Origin of the sequence: Vitreimonas sp., assembly GCF_035627415.1 — a bacterium.
In the GTDB taxonomy this organism is placed as follows: domain Bacteria; phylum Pseudomonadota; class Alphaproteobacteria; order Caulobacterales; family Aquidulcibacteraceae; genus Vitreimonas.
In genome coordinates, this window is sequence record NZ_DASPLU010000009.1 from 298,226 (window position 1) to 316,492 (window position 18,267).

Consider the following 18,267-nt stretch of genomic DNA (forward strand, 5'->3'; position numbering starts at 1 on the left):
GCCTGAGAAAGTTCCGCAATGGGAACGTCAGGGCGTCGTCGGCTCGTCCAGCACGGTGGCCAGGTGCTCGCGGCGCGCGCGGGCGAAGCGGGCGAGTTCGGCGCTTGCCGGACCCCAATCCGGCTCGATCTGGAGGGCCGTCGTATAGTCCTCGAACGCGCCGCGGAGATCGCCCAGCGCCTCGCGGGCGATGCCGCGGTTGAAGTACGCCTTGTGCGGCTCCTGCACCCCCAGGCCGAGCGCCTCGGTGAGCGAAGCGATGGCCGGGCCGTAGCGCCGGAGCTGAACCAGGGCTGCGCCGCGGTTGAGGTGGGCCTCGGCGTTCTCGCCGTCGATGACGATCACGGCGTCGAAGTCAGCCACCGCCAGTTCGTTCTGCTGCCGGCGCAAGTGGGTGACGCCGCGGTTGACCAGGAGCTGCACCTGCGCCTCGCGGGTGAGACGCCTGTATTCGAGCGCACGCGTGCAGGCCGCGATCGTCGCGTCCGAGCTGTCGCCGCCGGCGACGTTCTGACCGCAGCGGCGCGCATTGGCGTCGTTGCCGAGGATCGTCATTGCGCGCGGGTCGGCGTGCGGGTCCTGCGTGGCGGCCGCCGGCGACGCGGTCAGCGCGAGTCCCGCGGCAAGCGCTGGAATCGCGGCTCGGATGCGCCTTGGAAGCCGCGCGCGGATCATGCTAGCTCCCCACCCTTGGAGACTTACAGAAAGGCAAGGCGCGGTCAAAAGCCGCGCCCGGCGACTATAGGCGGGGGCGCCCGCCCGCGCCATACCGAGCGCTGAATCTCTAGGAGGATCATTGCGTGAAGCGAGGGGCTTTGATCGCAAGTTTGGCTGCGGCCGCGCTGTCGATGACGAGCGCGGCTCACGCGAGCGTTGGCGCGCCGACGCCAGGGGGGCTCGATCTGCAGCCGGCCGCTACCGAGATCATGCGGCAGATCCACGATTTCCACAGCTTTTTGCTCGCGATCATCGTCGCGATCACGATGTTCGTGCTGGCGCTGCTGCTGTGGGTGATCGTCCGTTTCAATCGGCGTACCAATCCGACGCCGAAACGCTTCACGCACAACATGCTGGTCGAAGTGATCTGGACGGTAGTGCCGGTGCTGATCCTGGTCGCCATCGCCTGGAAGTCGTTCCCGCTGCTCTATGCGCAGGAGCGCGTGCCGCAGGACGCCGAGATCACGCTGAAGGTGACCGGCAATTCCTGGTTCTGGAATCTCGAGTACCCGGATCAGGGTGTCGCCATCACCGCGAACCTGCTGCCTGAAGAGGACGCGCGCGAGCAAAACCGGCCGTACCTGCTGGCGACAACCGAGCCGCTGCTGGTGCCGGTCGACACGACAGTGCGCGTGCTCGTCACCTCGAACGACGTCATTCACGCGTTCGCGGTGCCGGCGTTCGGCGTCAAGGAAGATGCGATCCAGGGTCGGGTGAACGAGACGTGGTTCCGTGTCGACCGTCCCGGCGTCTATTACGGCCAGTGCTCGGAATTGTGCGGCGTCAACCACGCCTACATGCCGATCGAGATCCGTGCGGTGAGCCGCGCCGAATGGGAGGCGTGGATCACCGCGCAGGGCGGCACGCTGGCCGCGCCCGAAACCGAAGCGCCCGCGGCCGCGCCCGCCGAGGCGCCGGCGCAAGGCGAACCCGCCGCGCCCGCGCAACCTGCTGCGCCCGCGGCCCAACCGACGCGCTGAGATTAGAGAGCTAGAAGATGACGCACGAAGTCGCTCACGCTGAAGGTGATGGTCACGAGGACCATCGCCCCAGCCTCTATGATTGGAAGCGCTGGATCTATTCGACCAACCACAAGGACATCGGCACGATGTACCTTGTGTTCGCGATCATCGCCGGCCTGATCGGCGGCGCTCTCTCCGGCTTCATCCGGTGGGAATTGGCCGAGCCGGGCGTGCAGGTGTTCACTGAAGGCTCCATGCTCGCGAACCTGCTCGGGATGGACTCGAACCATTCCTACAACGTGGCCGTGACCATGCACGGGCTGATCATGATCTTCTTCATGGTCATGCCGGCCATGATCGGCGGCTTCGGCAATTGGTTCGTGCCCCTGATGATCGGGGCGCCCGACATGGCGTTCCCGCGCATGAACAACATCTCGTTCTGGCTGCTGCCGGCCTCGTTCGGGCTGGCGATCCTGTCGATGATCGTGCCGGGCAACGGCGAGTTCTCGGGTTTCGGCGGCGGCTGGACGCTTTATGCGCCGCTCTCGACCTCGGACGCGCACCATGGCGGAGCTTCGATGGATCTCCTGATCCTGTCGCTGCACATCGCCGGCGCGAGTTCGATCCTCGGCGCCATCAACTTCATCACCACGATCTTCAACATGCGCGCGCCGGGCATGACCATGCACCGGATGCCGCTGTTCGTGTGGTCGATCCTGATCACGGTGTGGCTGCTGGTGCTGTCGCTGCCGGTGCTCGCCGGCGCCCTGACCATGCTGCTGACCGACCGCAATTTCGGCACGCAATTCTTCGAAGCGGCCGGCGGCGGCGATCCGGTGATGTACCAGCACCTGTTCTGGTTTTTCGGCCACCCGGAAGTCTACATCCTGATCCTGCCGGGCTTCGGCATGGTCAGCCAGATCGTCTCGACGTTCTCGAGGAAGCCGGTGTTCGGCTATCTCGGCATGGCCTACGCCATGGTCGCGATCGGCTTCATCGGCTTCATCGTTTGGGCGCACCACATGTTCACGGTGGGCATGGGGCTCGACCTCGAAGCCTACTTCGTGGCCGCGACGATGGTCATCGCCGTGCCGACGGGCATCAAGATCTTCTCCTGGATCGCCACGATGTGGGGCGGCTCGATCGACTTCAAAGTGCCGATGCTCTGGGCAATTGGCTTCATCTTCCTGTTCACGGTCGGCGGCGTCACCGGCGTCGTGCTGGCGAACTCGGGCGTCGATACGGCGCTGCACGACACTTATTACGTCGTCGCCCACTTCCATTACGTGCTCTCGCTGGGCGCCGTGTTCGCGATCTTCGGCGGCTTCTTCTACTGGATCCCGAAGATGAGCGGCTATCGCTACAACGGCTTCCTGGCGGGCCTGCAGTTCTGGATCATGTTCATTGGCGTGAACATTATCTTCTTCCCGCAGCACTTCCTCGGGCTGCAGGGGATGCCGCGCCGCTACATCGATTATCCGGAAGCGTTCGCGTACTGGAACCACATCAGCTCGATCGGCTACGCGATCACCGCGATCGGCGTGCTCGTCTTCCTGGTCACGCTGGCCGAGATGTTCCTGGCGCGCCGCAAGGCGGGCGCCAATCCGTGGGGTGAGGGCGCTACGACGCTGGAGTGGACCCTCTCGTCGCCGCCGCCGTTCCACCAGTTCAACGAGCTGCCGGTGATCAAGCCGGACGCGCATCACTGAGGCTTGAAGCTTGGTTGATGTCACCGCCTCCCACGATCGGCCCAGCAGCGCGAGCGATTACGTCGCGCTGCTGAAGCCGCGCGTGATGAGCCTGGTGGTGTTCACCGGGCTCGTCGGCTACGTCGCCGCGCCGGGCGCTGGCGATGGGGTGCTGGGGTTCGCGGCGATCCTCTCGATCGCCATCGCCGCGGGCGCTTCAGGCGCCCTCAACATGTGGTTCGACGCCGACATCGACGCGACCATGACCCGCACGCGGATGCGGCCGATCCCGGCGGGCCGCGTCGCCCGCGACGAAGCCCTGATGCTGGGGCTGACGCTTTCGGCGCTCAGCGTCGTGACGATGCAGTTGGCGGCCGGCCCGCTCGCGGCCGGCCTCTTGGCGTTCACGATCTTCTTCTACGCCGTCGTCTACACGATGTGGCTGAAGCGCTCGACGCCGCAGAACATCGTCATTGGCGGCCTCGCCGGCGCGCTGCCGCCGGCGATCGCATGGGCGGCGAAGACTGGCTCGCTCACGATCGATCCGATCCTGCTGGTCGCCATCATCTTCATGTGGACGCCGCCGCACTTCTGGGCGCTGTCGCTGCTGCAGAAGAGCGACTACGAAGCCGCGAAAGTGCCGATGCTGCCGGTGACGCACGGGGCAAGATCCACGCGCCGGCACATCTTCGCGTATTCGCTGGTGCTGGCGCCGCTGGGCTTGGCGCCGGTGTTCACCGGCCTCGTCGGGTGGGCCTATGGCGCGATCGCCGCCGCGGGCGGACTCTTCTTTGTGTTTCTCGCGTGGCGCGTGCTGCGTTCGCAGGCGGGGGAAGGCGAAGGGGCGCAGAACAAGCCGGCGCGCGATCTGTTCGGTTTTTCGATCCTCTACCTTTTCGCGCTGTTCGCCGCCGTGCTGGCGGAGCGGGTCGCGGCATGAGCGCGATCATGACGCCCGAAGAACTCCAAGCCCGCAAGCGCCGCAATCTCTGGATCGCGCTGGCGATCGGCGCGTTCGTGGCGCTCGTCTTCCTGATCACGCTGACGAAGCTGCAGGAGGGGCTGCACCTATGAGCGCGGCGCCGAACAAGAAGCGCATGGCGATCACGGCGGGCGTCGTCGTCGCGGCGGTCGCCGGCATGGCGGGTCTCGCCGCGGCGGCCGCGCCGCTCTACGACGCGTTCTGCAAGCTGACGGGCTATGGCGGCACGACCCAGGAAGCGGCGGCGGCGCCGGGTCAGGTTCTCGATCGGCGCATCGAAGTGCGGTTCGATTCCAATGTCGCGCCCGGCCTTCCGATCGAGTTCGAGCCGAAGCAGATCAGCCAAACGCTGCGCATCGGCGAAACCGGGCTTGCCTTCTACACGGTGCGCAACCTTTCCGACCAGCCGGTGGTGGCGCGCGCGACCTACAACGTCACGCCGCACGAGGCGGGGCAGTACTTCGCCAAGCTCGAATGCTTCTGCTTCCAGGACCGCTTGATCGGACCGGGCGAAGCGGCCGAACTGCCCGTCGTGTTCTTCGTCGATCCGGAGATCGCGAGCGACCTGAACACGGCCGAAATCGGCACGCTGACGCTTTCGTATACGTTCTTCCGCTCCACCGATCAGTCGGCGGCGGAAACGGCAAGTTGAGACTTTAGGACTTAGTCCGGAGCGCGCTCCGGCAACGCGCACGAGGGGAAAATGGCGCACGGCGACGTCAAGCACGACTACCACTTGGTCAATCCGAGCCCTTGGCCGTTCGTGGCCTCCGTGGGCGCGTTCGTCGCCGCCGTCGGTGCGGTCGTGCTGATGCGCGGGCTGTCGCCGAACGACAACGACTTCTTCTTCGGCCACGGCCAATGGACGCTGTTCCTGCTCGGCGCGGCGATCCTTGTCATCACCTGCATCGGCTGGTGGGGCGACGTGATCAAGGAAAGCCGCTCCGGCGATCATACGCCGGTGGTCGATATCGGCCTCCGCTACGGGATGATCCTCTTCATCGCTTCGGAAGTGATGTTCTTCGTCGCCTGGTTCTGGATGTTCTTCGAGATGGCTATCTTCCACGGCAATCGCGCCGATTGGCTGGTGCCGACTTGGGACGAAGCCACCGCCGCCGCCTGGGCCAACTGGCCGCCGCCGCATGTCGAAACCTTTGACCCCTTCCACCTGCCGCTGATCAACACTTTGATCCTGCTGCTCTCGGGCACGACGGTGACGTGGGCGCACCACGCGCTGCAAACCGGCGACCGCAAGGGCGCGCGCCTCGGCCTCATTCTCACCGTGGCGCTCGGCATCCTGTTCAGCTGGATCCAATTCGGCGTCGAGTATCCCGAAGCCGGCTTTGCTTTCGGCAATCCGGAAGTGGGCGGCAACGCGACCGTGTATGGCGCGTCGTTCTTCATGGCGACTGGCTTCCATGGCGCACACGTCGTCATCGGCACCATCTTCCTCGCCGTGTGCCTGTTGCGTCTGATGGCCGGGCAGTTCACGCCGCAGAAGCATTTCGGGCTCGAAGCCGCGGCGTGGTACTGGCACTTCGTCGACGTTGTGTGGCTGTTCCTGTTCACGTTCGTCTACGTGACGCCCTATCTGACGATGCAGAATTAGCGAATGGCGAATAGCGAATGGCGAATGGCGAATAGCGAATGGCGAATAGTGAGTAGGGGAAAAGGCGATGGGTGAGGACAATCCCCATTCCCCATCCGCTACTCGCCATTCGCCCTTCGTCACCGGCCTTCAGCTCCGCTGCCCGCAGTGCGGCAAGGGCGAGGTGTTTCAGGGCTATTTGAAGTTTCGCGACCATTGCCGCGCCTGCGGCGCCGACTTCAAAGCGGCGGACTCGGGCGATGGCCCCGCGGTGTTCGTGATCCTGATCGTCGGCGCGATCGTGGCGCCGCTGCTGATCATCCTGCAATATGGTCTCGATCTGCCGGGCTGGCTCGCGCTGGCGATCACGATGGCCGCGGCGATCGCGCTGTGCCTTGCGTGCCTGCCCCCGTTCAAGGCGCTGCTGTTTGCGTTCCAGTGGAAGCACAAGGCGCGCGAGGCCACGCATGAGGATGTCGAGTGAGTCAGAAGTCAGTAATCGGAAATCAGCAATCGGAAGTCGAAGCCAACCTGACTTCTGATTTCCGGCTTCTGATTTCTGTCATAGGCGCTCCGCGGAGCGCGCGCCCATGATCCGCTTTCGTCCTCTTCTGTTGATGAGTGTCGCGGCGGTGCTGGCGTTCGCCGCGCTGCTGCTGCTCGGGCGCTGGCAATGGGAGCGTTACGAGCTGAAGAAGGCTCTGGCCGAGGAGCCGGTGCCGGAAATGACGATCGCGAACTACCAGCCGATCGCCGAAGGCATGCAGTTCGTGCACGGCGTGCGCACCGACACACGCGAGCAAGGCTGGCGTGTGTTCGCGCCGGTGCAGTACGGCGACACGGTCGTGTTCGTCGATGCCGATTTCGTTCCTGGCGTCGAGCCGCCAAGCGCCGACGAGGTGCGCGTTCCGGCCTTGCTGCGGCTCGGCGCGCCGATCAGCGGCGCTTCGATCCGGCCGGAGGAAGCGGGCCCGTTCACACTTGCGCCGCGGCCGCTGCAGCGGCTCTGGTTCGCGATCGATCTGCCGGCGATGGGCCGCAACGCCGGGCTCGAGAACGTCGCCGACTATTACGTCGCCAGCGCCTATGTCGGCGCCGACGGGCGGGCGACGGCGAACCCGTTCGCACTGGCGACAGGGGCCGACACGCTGCCGCCCGAGCGGCACATGGGCTACGCCATCACCTGGTACGGGCTCGCGATCGTGCTGATCGTGATCTACTTTGCGTATCACGCGAGCGTGGGGCGCCTTTCCTTTGCGCCGCCGCGCCGGCCCGAGGAGTGATGCGCTACATCTCGACACGCGGTCTTGCGCCGCCGGTTTCGTTTCTGGACGCGGTGCTTGCCGGCATGGCGCCCGATGGCGGCCTCTATGTGCCGGAGAGCTGGCCGGGGCTGCCGCTGAAGCCGCGCCGCATCGTCACCAGTCATTACGCCAATGTCGCATCGCGCGTGCTGGAGGCGTTCGCCGGCGATGACCTCGGCGCTGAGGCCGGAGACATTGCCACAAGCGCCTATATCGACGTCCCGGCGAACCCGCATGATCGAAGCTGGCGCGGCAAGTGGCCAGAAGCGGTGACTCCGTTGCGCCAGATTCGCGTCGCTGATTGGCTGCTCGAGCTTTTTCATGGGCCGTCGCTCTCGTTCAAAGACGTGGCGATGCAGCTGATCGGGCCGCTTTACGATTTGGCGCTATCGAACCGCGATGCGCGGCTCAGCGTCGTCTGTGCGACCTCTGGGGATACCGGCGGCGCGGCGGTTGAAGCGCTGAAGAGGAGCGGCCGCGTCGACCTCTTCGTGCTGACGCCAAAAGGGCGGGTCTCCGACGTGCAGCGCCGTTTCATGACCACGTCTGGCGCGGCGAACATATACGCGATCGAGATCGACGGCGATTTCGACGCGTGTCAGGCGATCGTGAAATCGCTCTTCGGCGATCGAGACTTCGCCGCGCGGGCGCATCTCTCCGGCGTGAATTCGATCAACTGGGCGCGGATCGTCGCGCAGTCGGTCTACTACCAGATCGCCGCGCACACTCTGAGCGCACATGGACCTGTCGATTTCGTCGTGCCAACGGGAAATTTCGGCGATGCATTCTCCGGCTGGGTCGCCAAGCAGATGGGCGCTCCGGTGGGACGTATCGTGCTTGCGACCAATGCCAACGATATTCTCGTGCGCGCCTTGAACACCGGGCGTTACGAGCGCGGCGTCTCGCAAGAGACGCTATCGCCGGCGATGGACATTCAAGTGGCCTCCAATTTCGAACGCATCCTGTTTGAGGCGCTCGATCGCGACGGCGAAGCGGTGACACGGCTTTATACGCAAATGGCGCAATCCGGCGGCTTCGATATTCCACAGTACGCGCTCGAACGTCTGCGCGCCGATTTCTCTGCCGCCGAAGTCGACGATGCGCAAACGTTGCAGAGCATGGCTTGGGCCGCGCAGGACGACGCGCCGGTCTGTCCACACACGGCCGTTGGCCTAGTGGCGCGATCCAAGGTGACGCACGGTTTGAGCGGCGGGCCCGTTGTCTTTCTCGCGACTGCGCATCCGGCGAAATTCCCGGGCACGGTCGAGCGCGCCACAGGCGCCCGCCCGCCGCTGCCGGCGAAGTGCGCTGACCTTTTCCAGCGCGATGAGCGGTTCGACTCGCTCCCCGCTGACGTTGAAGTGGTGAAGCAGTACATTCGCGAGCGGAGCAGGGCGTGGAGCTAGACCTTATCCGGCTGCCGAACGGCGTCCGCGTCGCACTTGACCCGATGCCGGAGCTAGGCACCGCGGCGCTCGGCGTCTGGCAGCGGGTCGGCGCCCGCTGGGAGCCGGCCGAGATCAACGGCATCGCGCATCTGTTCGAGCACATGGCGTTCAAGGGCGCGGGCTCGCGCGATGCGCGCCAGTTCGCGGAAGCGATCGAGAATGTCGGCGGCGTGGTGAACGCGGCGACGAGCTATGAGCGCACCGCCTATTATGCGCGCGTCGTCGCCGAGCATGCGCCGTTCGCGCTCGACCTGATCGCCGACATCCTGTTCGAGCCGCACTGGGCACCGGACGATCTGGAGAAGGAGAAGGGCGTCGTCGCGCAGGAGCGCGGCGAAGGCTTCGACGTGCCCGACGACCGCGTGTTCGAACTGCACCAGGGCGCGCTCTATCCGGATCAGCCGCTGGGGCGGCCGATCCTCGGCGAAGAGGAAACGCTGGCCCATGTCAGCGTCGAGACACTGCACGCGTTTCACGATGCGCACATGGCGCCCGAGCGCATCGTCATCTCGATCGCCGGCGCGTTCGATCGCGATGCGTTCGTGGAGACGGCGGCGCGGCGGTTCGCGCACTTGAAGCCGCGTCCGCCCTTGCTGATGACGCCGGCGCGGCCGGCGGCCGGGCGCGCAGTCGAGACGCGCAAGCTCGAACAGGCGCACCTCGTGTTCTCGTGGCCGGGCGCGGCGGCGGGATCGGATCGGATCTACGCGCTGCGGCTGCTCTCCGAGATCTTTGGCGGCGGCATGTCCTCGCGACTTTTCCAGGAAGTGCGCGAGCAGCGTGGACTGGTCTACGCGATCGACAGCTTTCTCGATACGTTCGAGGACGATGGCCGGCTTGCGATCTATGCCGGATGCGCGCCGCAGAACGCGACCACCGTCGCCGAGATCGTGCGGGACCAACTCGCCTTACTGGCGCAGCAAGGTCCGCGCCCGGAGGAGTTGGAGCGGGCGAAAGCGGTGGCCCGGGCGCAGATGCTGATGGGGCTCGAGGCGCCGTCGGCGCGCGCCGAGGCCCGGGTGGGGCAGGTGTTCCTGCGCGACCGGCTAATGGATTTTTCCGAAATCCGCGCAAAGCTCGATGCGGTGACGGCGGATGACGTGCGCGCAGCGGCGCGGGCGGCGCTGGCCGGGCCGCTGTGCGCCACTGCGCTTGGGCCGAAGGCGGGGCATGGCGCGCTCGACGCGTTTAAGGCATCATCCTGAGCCATGGCTCTGATGCGCAAGGACAACGAGGGCGGCCGCCGGATCGACGGCGAGGGCGTCTATCTGCGTGCGCCCGAAGCGCGCGACTATCAGGACTGGGCGCAGGTCCGCGACGCCAGCCGCAACTTTCTGACCCCCTGGGAGCCGACCTGGGCGCAAGACGAGACCTCGCGCGGCTCATACCGCTACAAGCTGCGCCGTTACACGGAAGACGCGCGCGACGACAAAGCGTACGCGCTGTTCGTCTTCCGTGAGGACGACGATCAGCTCTTGGGCGGGGTGACGCTCTCGAACATCCGCCGCGGCGTCGCCCAGACCGCCTCGCTCGGCTATTGGGCTGGCGAGATGTATGCGGGCCAGGGCTACATCACGGCGGCGGTGCGGGCGGTGGTGCGTTATGCGTTCGAGGATCTCGAGCTGCACCGCGTCGAAGCCGCGTGCCAGCCGGACAACATCGCCTCGCGCCGCGTGCTCGAGAAAGCCGGCTTCGAACACGAAGGCATGGCCCGCGCCTATCTGAAGATCAACGGCGCCTGGCGGGATCATTTGCTGTTCGCGACAGTGAACGCCGCCGGGTGAACTCGGGTTTTAGGTGTTAGGTGTTAGGTGTTAGAGGCGGCGGGTTCGCGTTTGAACCAACACCTAACGCCTAGCACCTAAATCGCGTCCAATCCAACATCCAACGACCGCGCCGAATGCGTCAGCGCGCCGATCGAAATCACGTCGACGCCCGTCTCCGCCACCGCGAACACATTCTCGATCGTGATCCCGCCGGACGCTTCCAGCAGCGTTTGACCCTTCGCCAGTTTCACTGCCGCGCGCATGTCGGCTTGCGAGAAGTTGTCGAGCAGGATCGCGCTCGGCGCATGCGGCAGCGCTTGCTTGAGCTGGTCGAGATTATCGACCTCGATCTCGATGCAGGTGAGGTGCCCCGCCGCCGCCCGCGCCCGCTGCATGGCGTTGGCGATCGAACCGGCGGCGGCGATATGGTTGTCCTTGATCAGCATCGCGTCGTCCAAGCCGTAGCGATGCGCGCCGCCGCCGCCCAGCTTCACCGCACGCTTCTCCAGCGCGCGCAGGCCCGGCGTCGTCTTGCGCGTCGAAGCGATGATCACGCCCATGCCTTCGACCGCATCGGCATAGACCCGCGTCAGTGTGGCGATGCCGGAGAGCCGGCCGATGAAATTGAGCATCGTGCGCTCGGCCATAAGCACGGAGCGCGCGGCCCCTTCCAGCGTCATGATCGCATCGCCGGCTTTGACGCGCGCGCCGTCGGGCGCGTTCACCGTGAACTGGATGTCCGGATCGATCAGCCAGGCCGCCAGCGTCGCCGCGTCGAGCCCGGCGATCACGCCGGCTTCGCGCGCCCGCAGCGCCCACTTGCCTTGCGTCTCGGGATCGATCAGTGCGTCGGTCGTCACATCGCCCGCCGCGCCCAAATCCTCGGCGAGCGCGAGCTTGACGATCGGTTCGAGCACGACGTCAGGCAGCGGCGGCAGCGTCGTTCCGCGTGAGGAAGCTGCGGTGCGGGTCTGCGGCATGCGGGAAATCGCTCCTGAAGTGGGCGCCGCGGCTTTCCTTGCGGGAGAGCGCGGCGGTGAGAATGAGGCGCGCGGCGACGAGGGGATGCGCTTCGCCATGAGTTTCGCAGAGCGCGCGCACGCGGTCGAGCGCTTGCGTCAAGCCTTTGGCGTCGCGAACGACGCCGGCGTGCGCCTGCATGAGCTGGCGGAGCTCGGTGCGCGGCGCATCCGGCAGCACGGGCGGCGGCGGTTCGTTTTCGATCGGCAATGGCGCGGCGGTCTCGGCTTCGCGGAGACGATCGGCGATGCGGTGCGCGAACACGACGGCTTCCAGCAGCGAATTGGAGGCGAGGCGATTGGCCCCGTGCGCGCCAGTGGAGGCGCATTCGCCGACAGCCCAGAGGCCGTCGAGCGTGGTCCGGCCCCAGACATCGGTGACGACGCCGCCCATGTGATAGTGCGCGGCCGGGGCTACGGGTATGGGCGCAAGGCGCGGATCGAGGCCCGCACTCATGCAAGCGGCGAACACGGTGGGGAAGGTGCGTGGAAAATGTGACCCGACAGCTTCGCGCGCATCGAGAAACGCGCCGCGGCTCGCCGCCCGCTCGAGATGGATGGCGCGGGCGACGACATCGCGCGGCGCGAGCGCATCGACGAACGATTCGCCTTTGCCGTTGATCAGCTGCGCGCCTTCTCCGCGCAGCGCCTCGGTGGCGAGCGGGGCCGGGTCGCGTCCGATATCGATCGCGGTCGGATGGAATTGCACGAATTCGGGATCGCCGATCAGCGCGCCCGCGCGCGCCGACATGGCGAGGCCCTGGCCCTGCGCTTCGACCGGATTGGTGGTGACTGCGTAGAGCCCGCCTGCGCCGCCCGTGGCGAGGATGGTTTCTCCGGCTTCGAAGCGCGTCCCGTCTTCGCACAACGCGCCGCAGACGCGGCCATTGGCGTCGCGCAGCAGCACGCGCGCGCGCTTGTTCTCGACGATGTCGATGTGCGGCGCGGCGCGCGCGGCGGCGATCAGCGCATCCATGATCGCCTTGCCGGCGAGGTCGCCGGCAACCCGAACGACGCGCGGTTTCGAATGCGCGGCTTCCAAGCTCTGCGCCAGTCTGCCGTTCGGCGTACGGTCGAACGGCACGCCGAGCGCCACGAGATCGATGACGCGGGCAGGGCCCTCGTGCGCGATCAGCGCGGCCACCGCGGGGTCGACGAGGCCCGCGCCGGCGGCGACCGTGTCTTGCGCGTGGAGCTGCGGATCGTCTTCCGGCGCAAGTGCTGCGGCGAGCCCGCCCTGCGCCCAGGCGCTCGCGCTCGCTTGGCCGAGCGGCGCCTGGCTCAGCACCGTCACGCGCCGCGGCGCGAGTTTCAGCGCAAGAAAAAGCCCCGCAAGCCCGGTGCCGATGATAAGGATGCCGTCGCGGCGCACGTTCTCTCTCTTTTCCGGATTCGGACTAAGCCAGCGGGAGCAGCGCGTCAGGCAACAGGCGCATCACTGACGCCGCGCCGCCAAACCGCCGGCTGGTTCCAGTTCGCGGTGAGCCTGCCGACCATCACGTTCGGAGCTTGAACGACGAGTTCGAAGTCGTCCGGCAGATAGCCGGGCGCGCGATCGGGGTAGAGCACGACGCAGTCGACGAGCACGCTATCGCCGCTGCGCGTTGCGCGGCAGCTCTGCTCGACAGGTGTGTTGGAGAGCCCGCCGCAGGTTTCCGTCGCCACGAGACTCACTTCGTACACGTCTCGCGTCGATGTATCCCTCACGACCGCATCGCCGGTGATGGTGCAGTCGGCCGCGGCGTGGACGGCGCGAAACGACCAGGCGCCGGCGAGCGTCGCCATCTCCGCATGAGCGACGGACGAGGCGAAAAGAACGGCGACGAAGCCGGTCGCGCTACACCATTTCCACATCGACAAGCTCCCGCCCCACTTCGAACGCGCGCGGCTTTTCCTTTGGCAGCGCCAGCATCGCGTCGATCGCCTTCTTCGCGCGCACGCGGACGTCCTCCGGGATCGTCACCTCGTGCTGCATGTCGGCGAGCGCATCGTAGATGCCTTCGACGGTGATGCGCTTCATGTGCGGGCAGAGATTGCAGGGACGGACGAAATCGACATCCGGCGCGGCGGCGGCGACGTTGTCGCTCATCGAACACTCGGTCAGCAGCACGACCTTACCAGGGCGCCTCTCGACCACGTAGTCCTGCAGCGCGGCGGTCGAGCCGGCGAAGTCGGCGGCGCTCATCACGTCCGGCGGGCACTCGGGGTGCGCCAGCACGACAACGCCCGGATGCGCGTCGCGCAATTCGCGGACGTCTTCGGGCGTGAAGCGCTCGTGCACTTCGCAGCGGCCGTGCCAGGAAACGATCTTGATGCCGGTCTGCGCGGCGACATTTTTCGCCAGATACTCGTCCGGCAGCAGGATCACGCGATCCGTCTTCCACTCGCGCGCCGCCCATTCGACCACGGCGGCGGCGTTCGACGAAGTGCAGCAGATGTCGCTCTCGGCTTTCACGTCGGCCGACGTGTTGACGTAGGTGACGACTGGAACGCCGGGATAACGCTGCTTGATCAGCCGCACATCGGCGCCCGTGATCGATGCGGCGAGCGAGCAGCCGGCGCGCATGTCGGGGATGAGAACGGTCTTTTCCGGCGCGAGAATCTTCGAGGTCTCGGCCATGAAGTGAACGCCGGCCTGTACGATGACGTCGGCGTCCGTCTCGGCCGCTTCGCGGGCGAGCTGCAGCGAGTCGCCGCGAAAATCGCCCACGCAGTGGAAAATCTCGCTCGTCATGTAGTTATGGGCGAGCACCACCGCGTTCTTCTGGCGCTTCATCTTGTTGATGGCGCTGATCAGCGGCGCATAGGCGGGCCACTCGACTGCCGGGATCACGTGCTTCACGCGCGCGTAGAGCGGCGCGGTCTCGGCCGCGATGTCCGGCGTGTAGGCAAGGCCGCGGCGGGCGGCGGCGTCGAGCGCGCCCCAAGTTCCGTGCACGGCGCGCGGGTCGCAGCCCGAGCCTTCGCTGGCGGTCAGAGGAGCGTCAATGATACGGGCCATGGGCGGCCTCCTTCAGCTCGGCATGAGCTTATTATGCTCAATCGGAGCATATGTGGGGTGTGAAAGAAGGCCGGTAAAGGTCCGGCCGCACCCCTTATGCTACGCTGGAGCATAAGTCCAAGGCGCAACTTACTCCCAAGGGGTAACCCGTTCAAGCGAAACGTCGTCACATTTCCTTCGCCTTGATTCGGCTCCTTGGCTCTAACCCGGAGCGGAACCGACCGCCTAAACTCGGCGTCTTGAAGCGGGAGAAACGAGATGAAGCTCAGCCGGCTGACCTGCCTAGCGGCGGCAGCGGCGCTCGCCGCCTGCGCGACGACGCCCACCACAGAAACGCGGCCCCCCGAAACGCCGCGCGAGGAGGCCGCGTTCGCGCTAGAGGCAGCGGCCTTCGAGGACATCCCCGGGTGGCGCGAAGCTGACCTGGCGCCGGCGCTCAGCGCCTTTCGCCGTACATGTGACGGGCGCAGGCAACGCGATCCGGCGGCGGCGCTGCCGGGCGGCGGGCGCTATGGCGGGACGGTCGCAGATTGGGCGCCGGCGTGCGCGGCGGCGGGGAGCGTGGCGGCAGGCCAGGAGCGCGCGTTCTTCGAAGCGCACTTCAGCCCGCATCTCGTCCAAGGCGGTGGCGAAGCGCGGCTGACGGCCTACTACGAGCCGATCATCCAGGCGCGACGCACGCCGGATGCTGTCTTCTCGGCGCCGCTGCTGCGTCGACCAAGCGACATGGTCAGCGTCGATCTCGCCGCGTTCGCGGAGGCGCACGACAATGAGACGCTGCGCGGCGCGCCGCGCGCGCTCACGGGTCAGCTCGTCGGCAACCAGGTGCGGCCTTATCCGCGCCGTAGCGAGATGAATCCGTCGCCGGATCAGGCGTTCGCCTGGGCGCATCCGGTCGACGTCTACAATCTTCAGATCCAAGGCTCCGGCCGCATCGCCTTTCCCGACGGCACGCAGGCGCGCGCGGCCTATGCGGCGCAGAACGGCTATCGCTGGCGCTCGGCCCTGGGCGCGCTGCGCGACAGCGGCGAGTTGCCGAGCGCGACGTGGGACAGCTTCCGCGCCTGGAGCGATCAGCGCGGTCCCGAGGCGACGCGCCAAGCGCTCGCGGCCGATCCGTCCTTCGTGTTCTTCCAGGAAGAGCAGATTGCCGACCCCGCGGCAGGACCGCGCGGCGCCGCGGGCGTGCCGCTGACGCCGCTGGGCTCAATTGCGGTCGATCCGGCGTATCACCCGTACGGCGCGATCGTGTTCGTCGACGGCCAGTACGACGGCCAGCCGTTCCGGCGTCTGCTGGTGGCGCAGGATACGGGCGGCGCGATCCGGCGCGGGCCGATGCGCGGCGACGTCTTCTTCGGCTCCGGCGATCAGGCCGGCGAAGCGGCGGAGCGCATGAACGCGCCGGCGCGCTGGTGGACATTACTGCCGCGCGGGGTTCCGGTGGCCTGAAGCTTCCGCTACCTTTGCCGCGAGCGAGGGGCCTTGAGAAAGGCGGAGGGCGGCGATGCGCGGCCTTGCACTTGGCTTGCTTGCACTTGCGGCGCTCGGCGGCTGCGTGGCGACCACGACGAGCTATCCATCTCCAGCGATCACGGCGCCGATCGCCAGCGAGCCTTCCGGGCCCAACCGCTACTCGGCGGCGGCGCGTGCGGCGCTGCAAAGCGAATTGTTCGCCTGCAGCGGCTACGGCTCGAACATCGGCCAGATCGGCTCGCGCGGCGAAGCGCTCGCCTATTCGCCTTACATCTACACCCCGGCGGGGCCGCTGCTGCGCAATCCAACGGAAACGGCGTGTCTCTCGTCCGGCTTCGGCTGGCGCGGGCTGGCTGACGGCGGCGAGCGCCAACACAACGGGCTCGATCTCGCCAATCCAAGCGGGGGCTACGTCTACGCCGCGGCCGATGGGCAGGTCACGTTCGCCAATCGGCGCGGCGGTTACGGCATTTCGCTCGAGATCGACCACGGCAACGGCGTGCGGACGTTCTACGCACATCTGAGCGACGTCGATCCGAATTTGAGTCCGGGTGCGTTCGTATCTGCGGGGCAGCCGGTGGCGCGGATGGGGCGAACCGGCAACGCGACCGGCGTTCACTTGCACTACGAAGTGAGTATCGACGGGCTCACCGTCGATCCGTTGCACTATGGCCCGCCGCCGGAGGCAGCGCCGATCATGTAGGCTTGGCGGAGGATGGCGCAAGGATCGTGCGTGCGGCCCCGAGCGCGGAGCGGAAAGCGGGGCGCGCGAACGCCCAGATCGCGCCGATGTAGAACAGCGCGCCGATGGCGATGAACACGGCGAGCCGGGCGATGTCGGGCAATCCGTCCGCGGCGTGGCCGCCGCGCAGCAACGCCACCAACGCGAGCATGGCGACGCTGATCGTCATCGGCAGCCATACGTTGGCGAGATAGGTGCGCAGCCGCAGCCCCGGAATGGCGCGTTGAGTCACGGTCCAGACGGCGACGTTGTGCGCGATGCCCCCGAACAGCACCGCGCCCGCTGCGGCCATCGGGCCAAAGCGGCCGACGAGGGCGAGGCCTGCCAGCAGCACGGCGAGAGCGAAGGCGTGCAGGCCGACGATGGTGGCGCGCCGGCCGAGCACGAGCAGCATGTTGTCGCAAAGCCGGGTGGCGATCGCGATCGCGCCGCCGATCATGAGCAGCGCCATCGGCCCCGCGGCGCCCGCCCATTCCGGGCCGAGGAAGACGGCGATCAGTTCCGGCGCAACGGCGGCGACGCCGAGAAAAACTGGAAATGCGACGACGGCGGCGAGCCGCAGCGCCTGATCGAGCGCATTGGCGAGGCGGGCGGCGTCCTCTCTCACGTGCGCGAACGTCGGCAGCGACACCCGCCCGATCGCGGCGGTGAGTCCCAGCTGCAGCGCAAGCCGGGTGCGCTTTGCGAGATTGTAGACGCCGGCGGCCGCCGCGCCCGAGAAGCTGGCGACCGCCAAGCCGTCGATCGATTGCCGGGTGGTGGTGATGAGGTTCGCCGGCGCGATTGCGAAGCTCTGCCGGGCGATCGCGAGAAAGCTTTCGCGGGAGAAGGCGAGGCCCGGCCGCCACAGCGCTGGCCAAGCCAGCAGCACGAGCGAGAGCAGCGCCGAGGCCCATTGCTGCAGCACCAGCGCGCCCACATTGAGCCCATTGGCGGCGGCGGCGATCCCTGTCGCGCCGCCGACCAGCACCGCCGCTACCGAGCGGAACGCTAGCGCGCGGAACTCCATGCGAATGGTCAGCTCCGCTTCGAACAGGCGCCCGAGCGCATGCACCACCAGCAGCGGAGCCAGCAGGGGCAGCACGTCGCGGAGATCGGCAATGCTGAACAGCATCGCGAACAAAGGCGCGAGCACGCTCAGCAGCGCGGCCGTGACGATCGCGGCGCCGAAGGCCTGAACGAACGCTGCGTCGAAACACTCGCGCTTGAACTTGCCGAGCGCAACGAGGTTGACGCCGAAGCACTCGCTGGTGAAGGCGCGGCAGATTTCGATCAGCAGCAGCGCCACGGCCACCGTGCCGAACGCGGACGGACCGACCATCCGCGAGACGATCACGAACATGACGAAGGCGATGACCTGCGCGCCGTTGCCGCCGAGCACCGCCCATGTGGCGCCTTTGAGCGCCCGCTGTTTGAGGGGAGAGGCCATCACGCGTGCGCGGCCAAGCGCCAATGCGCTCGGCCCCTTGCGGCTGAACCAAGCCTTGCTTTCTGGGGCACGCACACCCTCCGTCCAACCCGCTGCCAACGCACGAGCGCGAAATACGTTTCTTGCCACGGAACAGGGAGGGCGCCGC

Annotated in this window: 19 protein-coding genes; 13 read left to right on the plus strand and 6 right to left on the minus strand. The window is 67.0% G+C overall.

Features of this window, described 5'->3' with window-relative positions:
- Positions 1 to 27: 27 nt before the first annotated feature.
- Positions 28 to 675 (minus strand): tetratricopeptide repeat protein, encoded by a 648-nt coding sequence (locus VEA80_RS07345; RefSeq protein WP_325060056.1) that lies wholly within the window; start codon positions 673 to 675, stop codon positions 28 to 30.
- Between the two features lie 125 nt (positions 676 to 800).
- Here VEA80_RS07345 and coxB point away from each other — a divergent pair, with 125 nt between their 5' ends.
- From coxB to VEA80_RS07400, 11 genes are all read left to right on the plus strand, one after another.
- Positions 801 to 1,697: a cytochrome c oxidase subunit II gene (gene coxB, locus VEA80_RS07350; protein WP_325060057.1), complete on the plus strand. Its 897-nt coding sequence runs from the start codon at positions 801 to 803 to the stop codon at positions 1,695 to 1,697.
- Between the two features lie 17 nt (positions 1,698 to 1,714).
- On the plus strand, positions 1,715 to 3,388 hold the full coding sequence (ctaD, locus tag VEA80_RS07355) for a cytochrome c oxidase subunit I (protein WP_325060058.1): 1,674 nt from the start codon (positions 1,715 to 1,717) through the stop codon (positions 3,386 to 3,388).
- A 10-nt stretch (positions 3,389 to 3,398) separates the two neighbouring features.
- Positions 3,399 to 4,307 carry a heme o synthase gene (cyoE, locus tag VEA80_RS07360; protein WP_325060059.1) on the plus strand — a complete coding sequence of 303 codons (909 nt, stop codon included), beginning with the start codon at positions 3,399 to 3,401 and terminating at the stop codon, positions 4,305 to 4,307.
- On the plus strand, positions 4,304 to 4,441 hold the full coding sequence (locus VEA80_RS07365) for a cytochrome C oxidase assembly protein (RefSeq protein ID WP_325060060.1): 138 nt from the start codon (positions 4,304 to 4,306) through the stop codon (positions 4,439 to 4,441). Before cyoE ends, VEA80_RS07365 begins: the two co-directional genes overlap by 4 nt.
- Positions 4,438 to 5,001 (plus strand): cytochrome c oxidase assembly protein, encoded by a 564-nt coding sequence (locus VEA80_RS07370; protein WP_325060061.1) that lies wholly within the window; start codon positions 4,438 to 4,440, stop codon positions 4,999 to 5,001. Before VEA80_RS07365 ends, VEA80_RS07370 begins: the two co-directional genes overlap by 4 nt.
- Before the next feature lie 51 nt (positions 5,002 to 5,052).
- Positions 5,053 to 5,958: a cytochrome c oxidase subunit 3 gene (locus tag VEA80_RS07375; protein ID WP_325060062.1), complete on the plus strand. Its 906-nt coding sequence runs from the start codon at positions 5,053 to 5,055 to the stop codon at positions 5,956 to 5,958.
- A gap of 67 nt (positions 5,959 to 6,025) precedes the next feature.
- A complete protein-coding gene (locus VEA80_RS07380) occupies positions 6,026 to 6,421 on the plus strand; it encodes a DUF983 domain-containing protein (RefSeq protein WP_325060063.1) in 396 nt (131 codons plus the stop codon).
- Between the two features lie 106 nt (positions 6,422 to 6,527).
- Positions 6,528 to 7,220, plus strand: a complete 693-nt coding sequence (locus VEA80_RS07385) for an SURF1 family cytochrome oxidase biogenesis protein (RefSeq protein WP_325060064.1) — start codon at positions 6,528 to 6,530, stop codon at positions 7,218 to 7,220.
- On the plus strand, positions 7,220 to 8,647 hold the full coding sequence (gene thrC, locus VEA80_RS07390; protein WP_325060065.1) for a threonine synthase: 1,428 nt from the start codon (positions 7,220 to 7,222) through the stop codon (positions 8,645 to 8,647). Before VEA80_RS07385 ends, thrC begins: the two co-directional genes overlap by 1 nt.
- Positions 8,638 to 9,894 (plus strand): pitrilysin family protein, encoded by a 1,257-nt coding sequence (locus tag VEA80_RS07395; RefSeq protein ID WP_325060066.1) that lies wholly within the window; start codon positions 8,638 to 8,640, stop codon positions 9,892 to 9,894. The genes thrC and VEA80_RS07395 overlap by 10 nt, the downstream gene beginning before the upstream one ends.
- Positions 9,895 to 9,906: 12 nt before the next feature.
- Positions 9,907 to 10,473 (plus strand): GNAT family N-acetyltransferase, encoded by a 567-nt coding sequence (locus VEA80_RS07400; RefSeq protein WP_325060067.1) that lies wholly within the window; start codon positions 9,907 to 9,909, stop codon positions 10,471 to 10,473.
- A 77-nt stretch (positions 10,474 to 10,550) separates the two neighbouring features.
- Here the strand turns inward: VEA80_RS07400 and nadC are convergent, their stop codons facing one another.
- From nadC to nadA, 4 genes are read right to left on the minus strand one after another with little or no spacing between them, the layout of a single operon-like run.
- Positions 10,551 to 11,435 carry a carboxylating nicotinate-nucleotide diphosphorylase gene (nadC, locus tag VEA80_RS07405; RefSeq protein ID WP_325060068.1) on the minus strand — a complete coding sequence of 295 codons (885 nt, stop codon included), beginning with the start codon at positions 11,433 to 11,435 and terminating at the stop codon, positions 10,551 to 10,553.
- Complete coding sequence (locus VEA80_RS07410) at positions 11,377 to 12,846, minus strand: L-aspartate oxidase (RefSeq protein ID WP_325060069.1); 1,470 nt, start codon at positions 12,844 to 12,846, stop codon at positions 11,377 to 11,379. Before VEA80_RS07410 ends, nadC begins: the two co-directional genes overlap by 59 nt.
- 47 nt (positions 12,847 to 12,893) lie before the next feature.
- On the minus strand, positions 12,894 to 13,328 hold the full coding sequence (locus VEA80_RS07415) for a hypothetical protein (protein ID WP_325060070.1): 435 nt from the start codon (positions 13,326 to 13,328) through the stop codon (positions 12,894 to 12,896).
- On the minus strand, positions 13,312 to 14,475 hold the full coding sequence (nadA, locus tag VEA80_RS07420) for a quinolinate synthase NadA (RefSeq protein ID WP_325060071.1): 1,164 nt from the start codon (positions 14,473 to 14,475) through the stop codon (positions 13,312 to 13,314). The genes VEA80_RS07415 and nadA overlap by 17 nt, the downstream gene beginning before the upstream one ends.
- Before the next feature lie 258 nt (positions 14,476 to 14,733).
- Between nadA and VEA80_RS07425 the strand changes: the two genes are divergently transcribed.
- Together VEA80_RS07425 and VEA80_RS07430 are read left to right on the plus strand one after the other, a co-directional pair.
- Entirely contained in the window at positions 14,734 to 15,924 is a 1,191-nt protein-coding gene (locus VEA80_RS07425) for an MltA domain-containing protein (protein WP_325060072.1), read from the plus strand.
- Positions 15,925 to 15,979: 55 nt separating this feature from the next.
- Positions 15,980 to 16,651 (plus strand): M23 family metallopeptidase, encoded by a 672-nt coding sequence (locus VEA80_RS07430; RefSeq protein ID WP_325060073.1) that lies wholly within the window; start codon positions 15,980 to 15,982, stop codon positions 16,649 to 16,651.
- On the opposite strand, the gene VEA80_RS07435 is transcribed toward VEA80_RS07430, so the two are convergent.
- A complete protein-coding gene (locus VEA80_RS07435) occupies positions 16,644 to 18,194 on the minus strand; it encodes an oligosaccharide flippase family protein (RefSeq protein WP_325060074.1) in 1,551 nt (516 codons plus the stop codon). The genes VEA80_RS07430 and VEA80_RS07435 overlap by 8 nt on opposite strands.
- Positions 18,195 to 18,267: the final 73 nt, after the last annotated feature.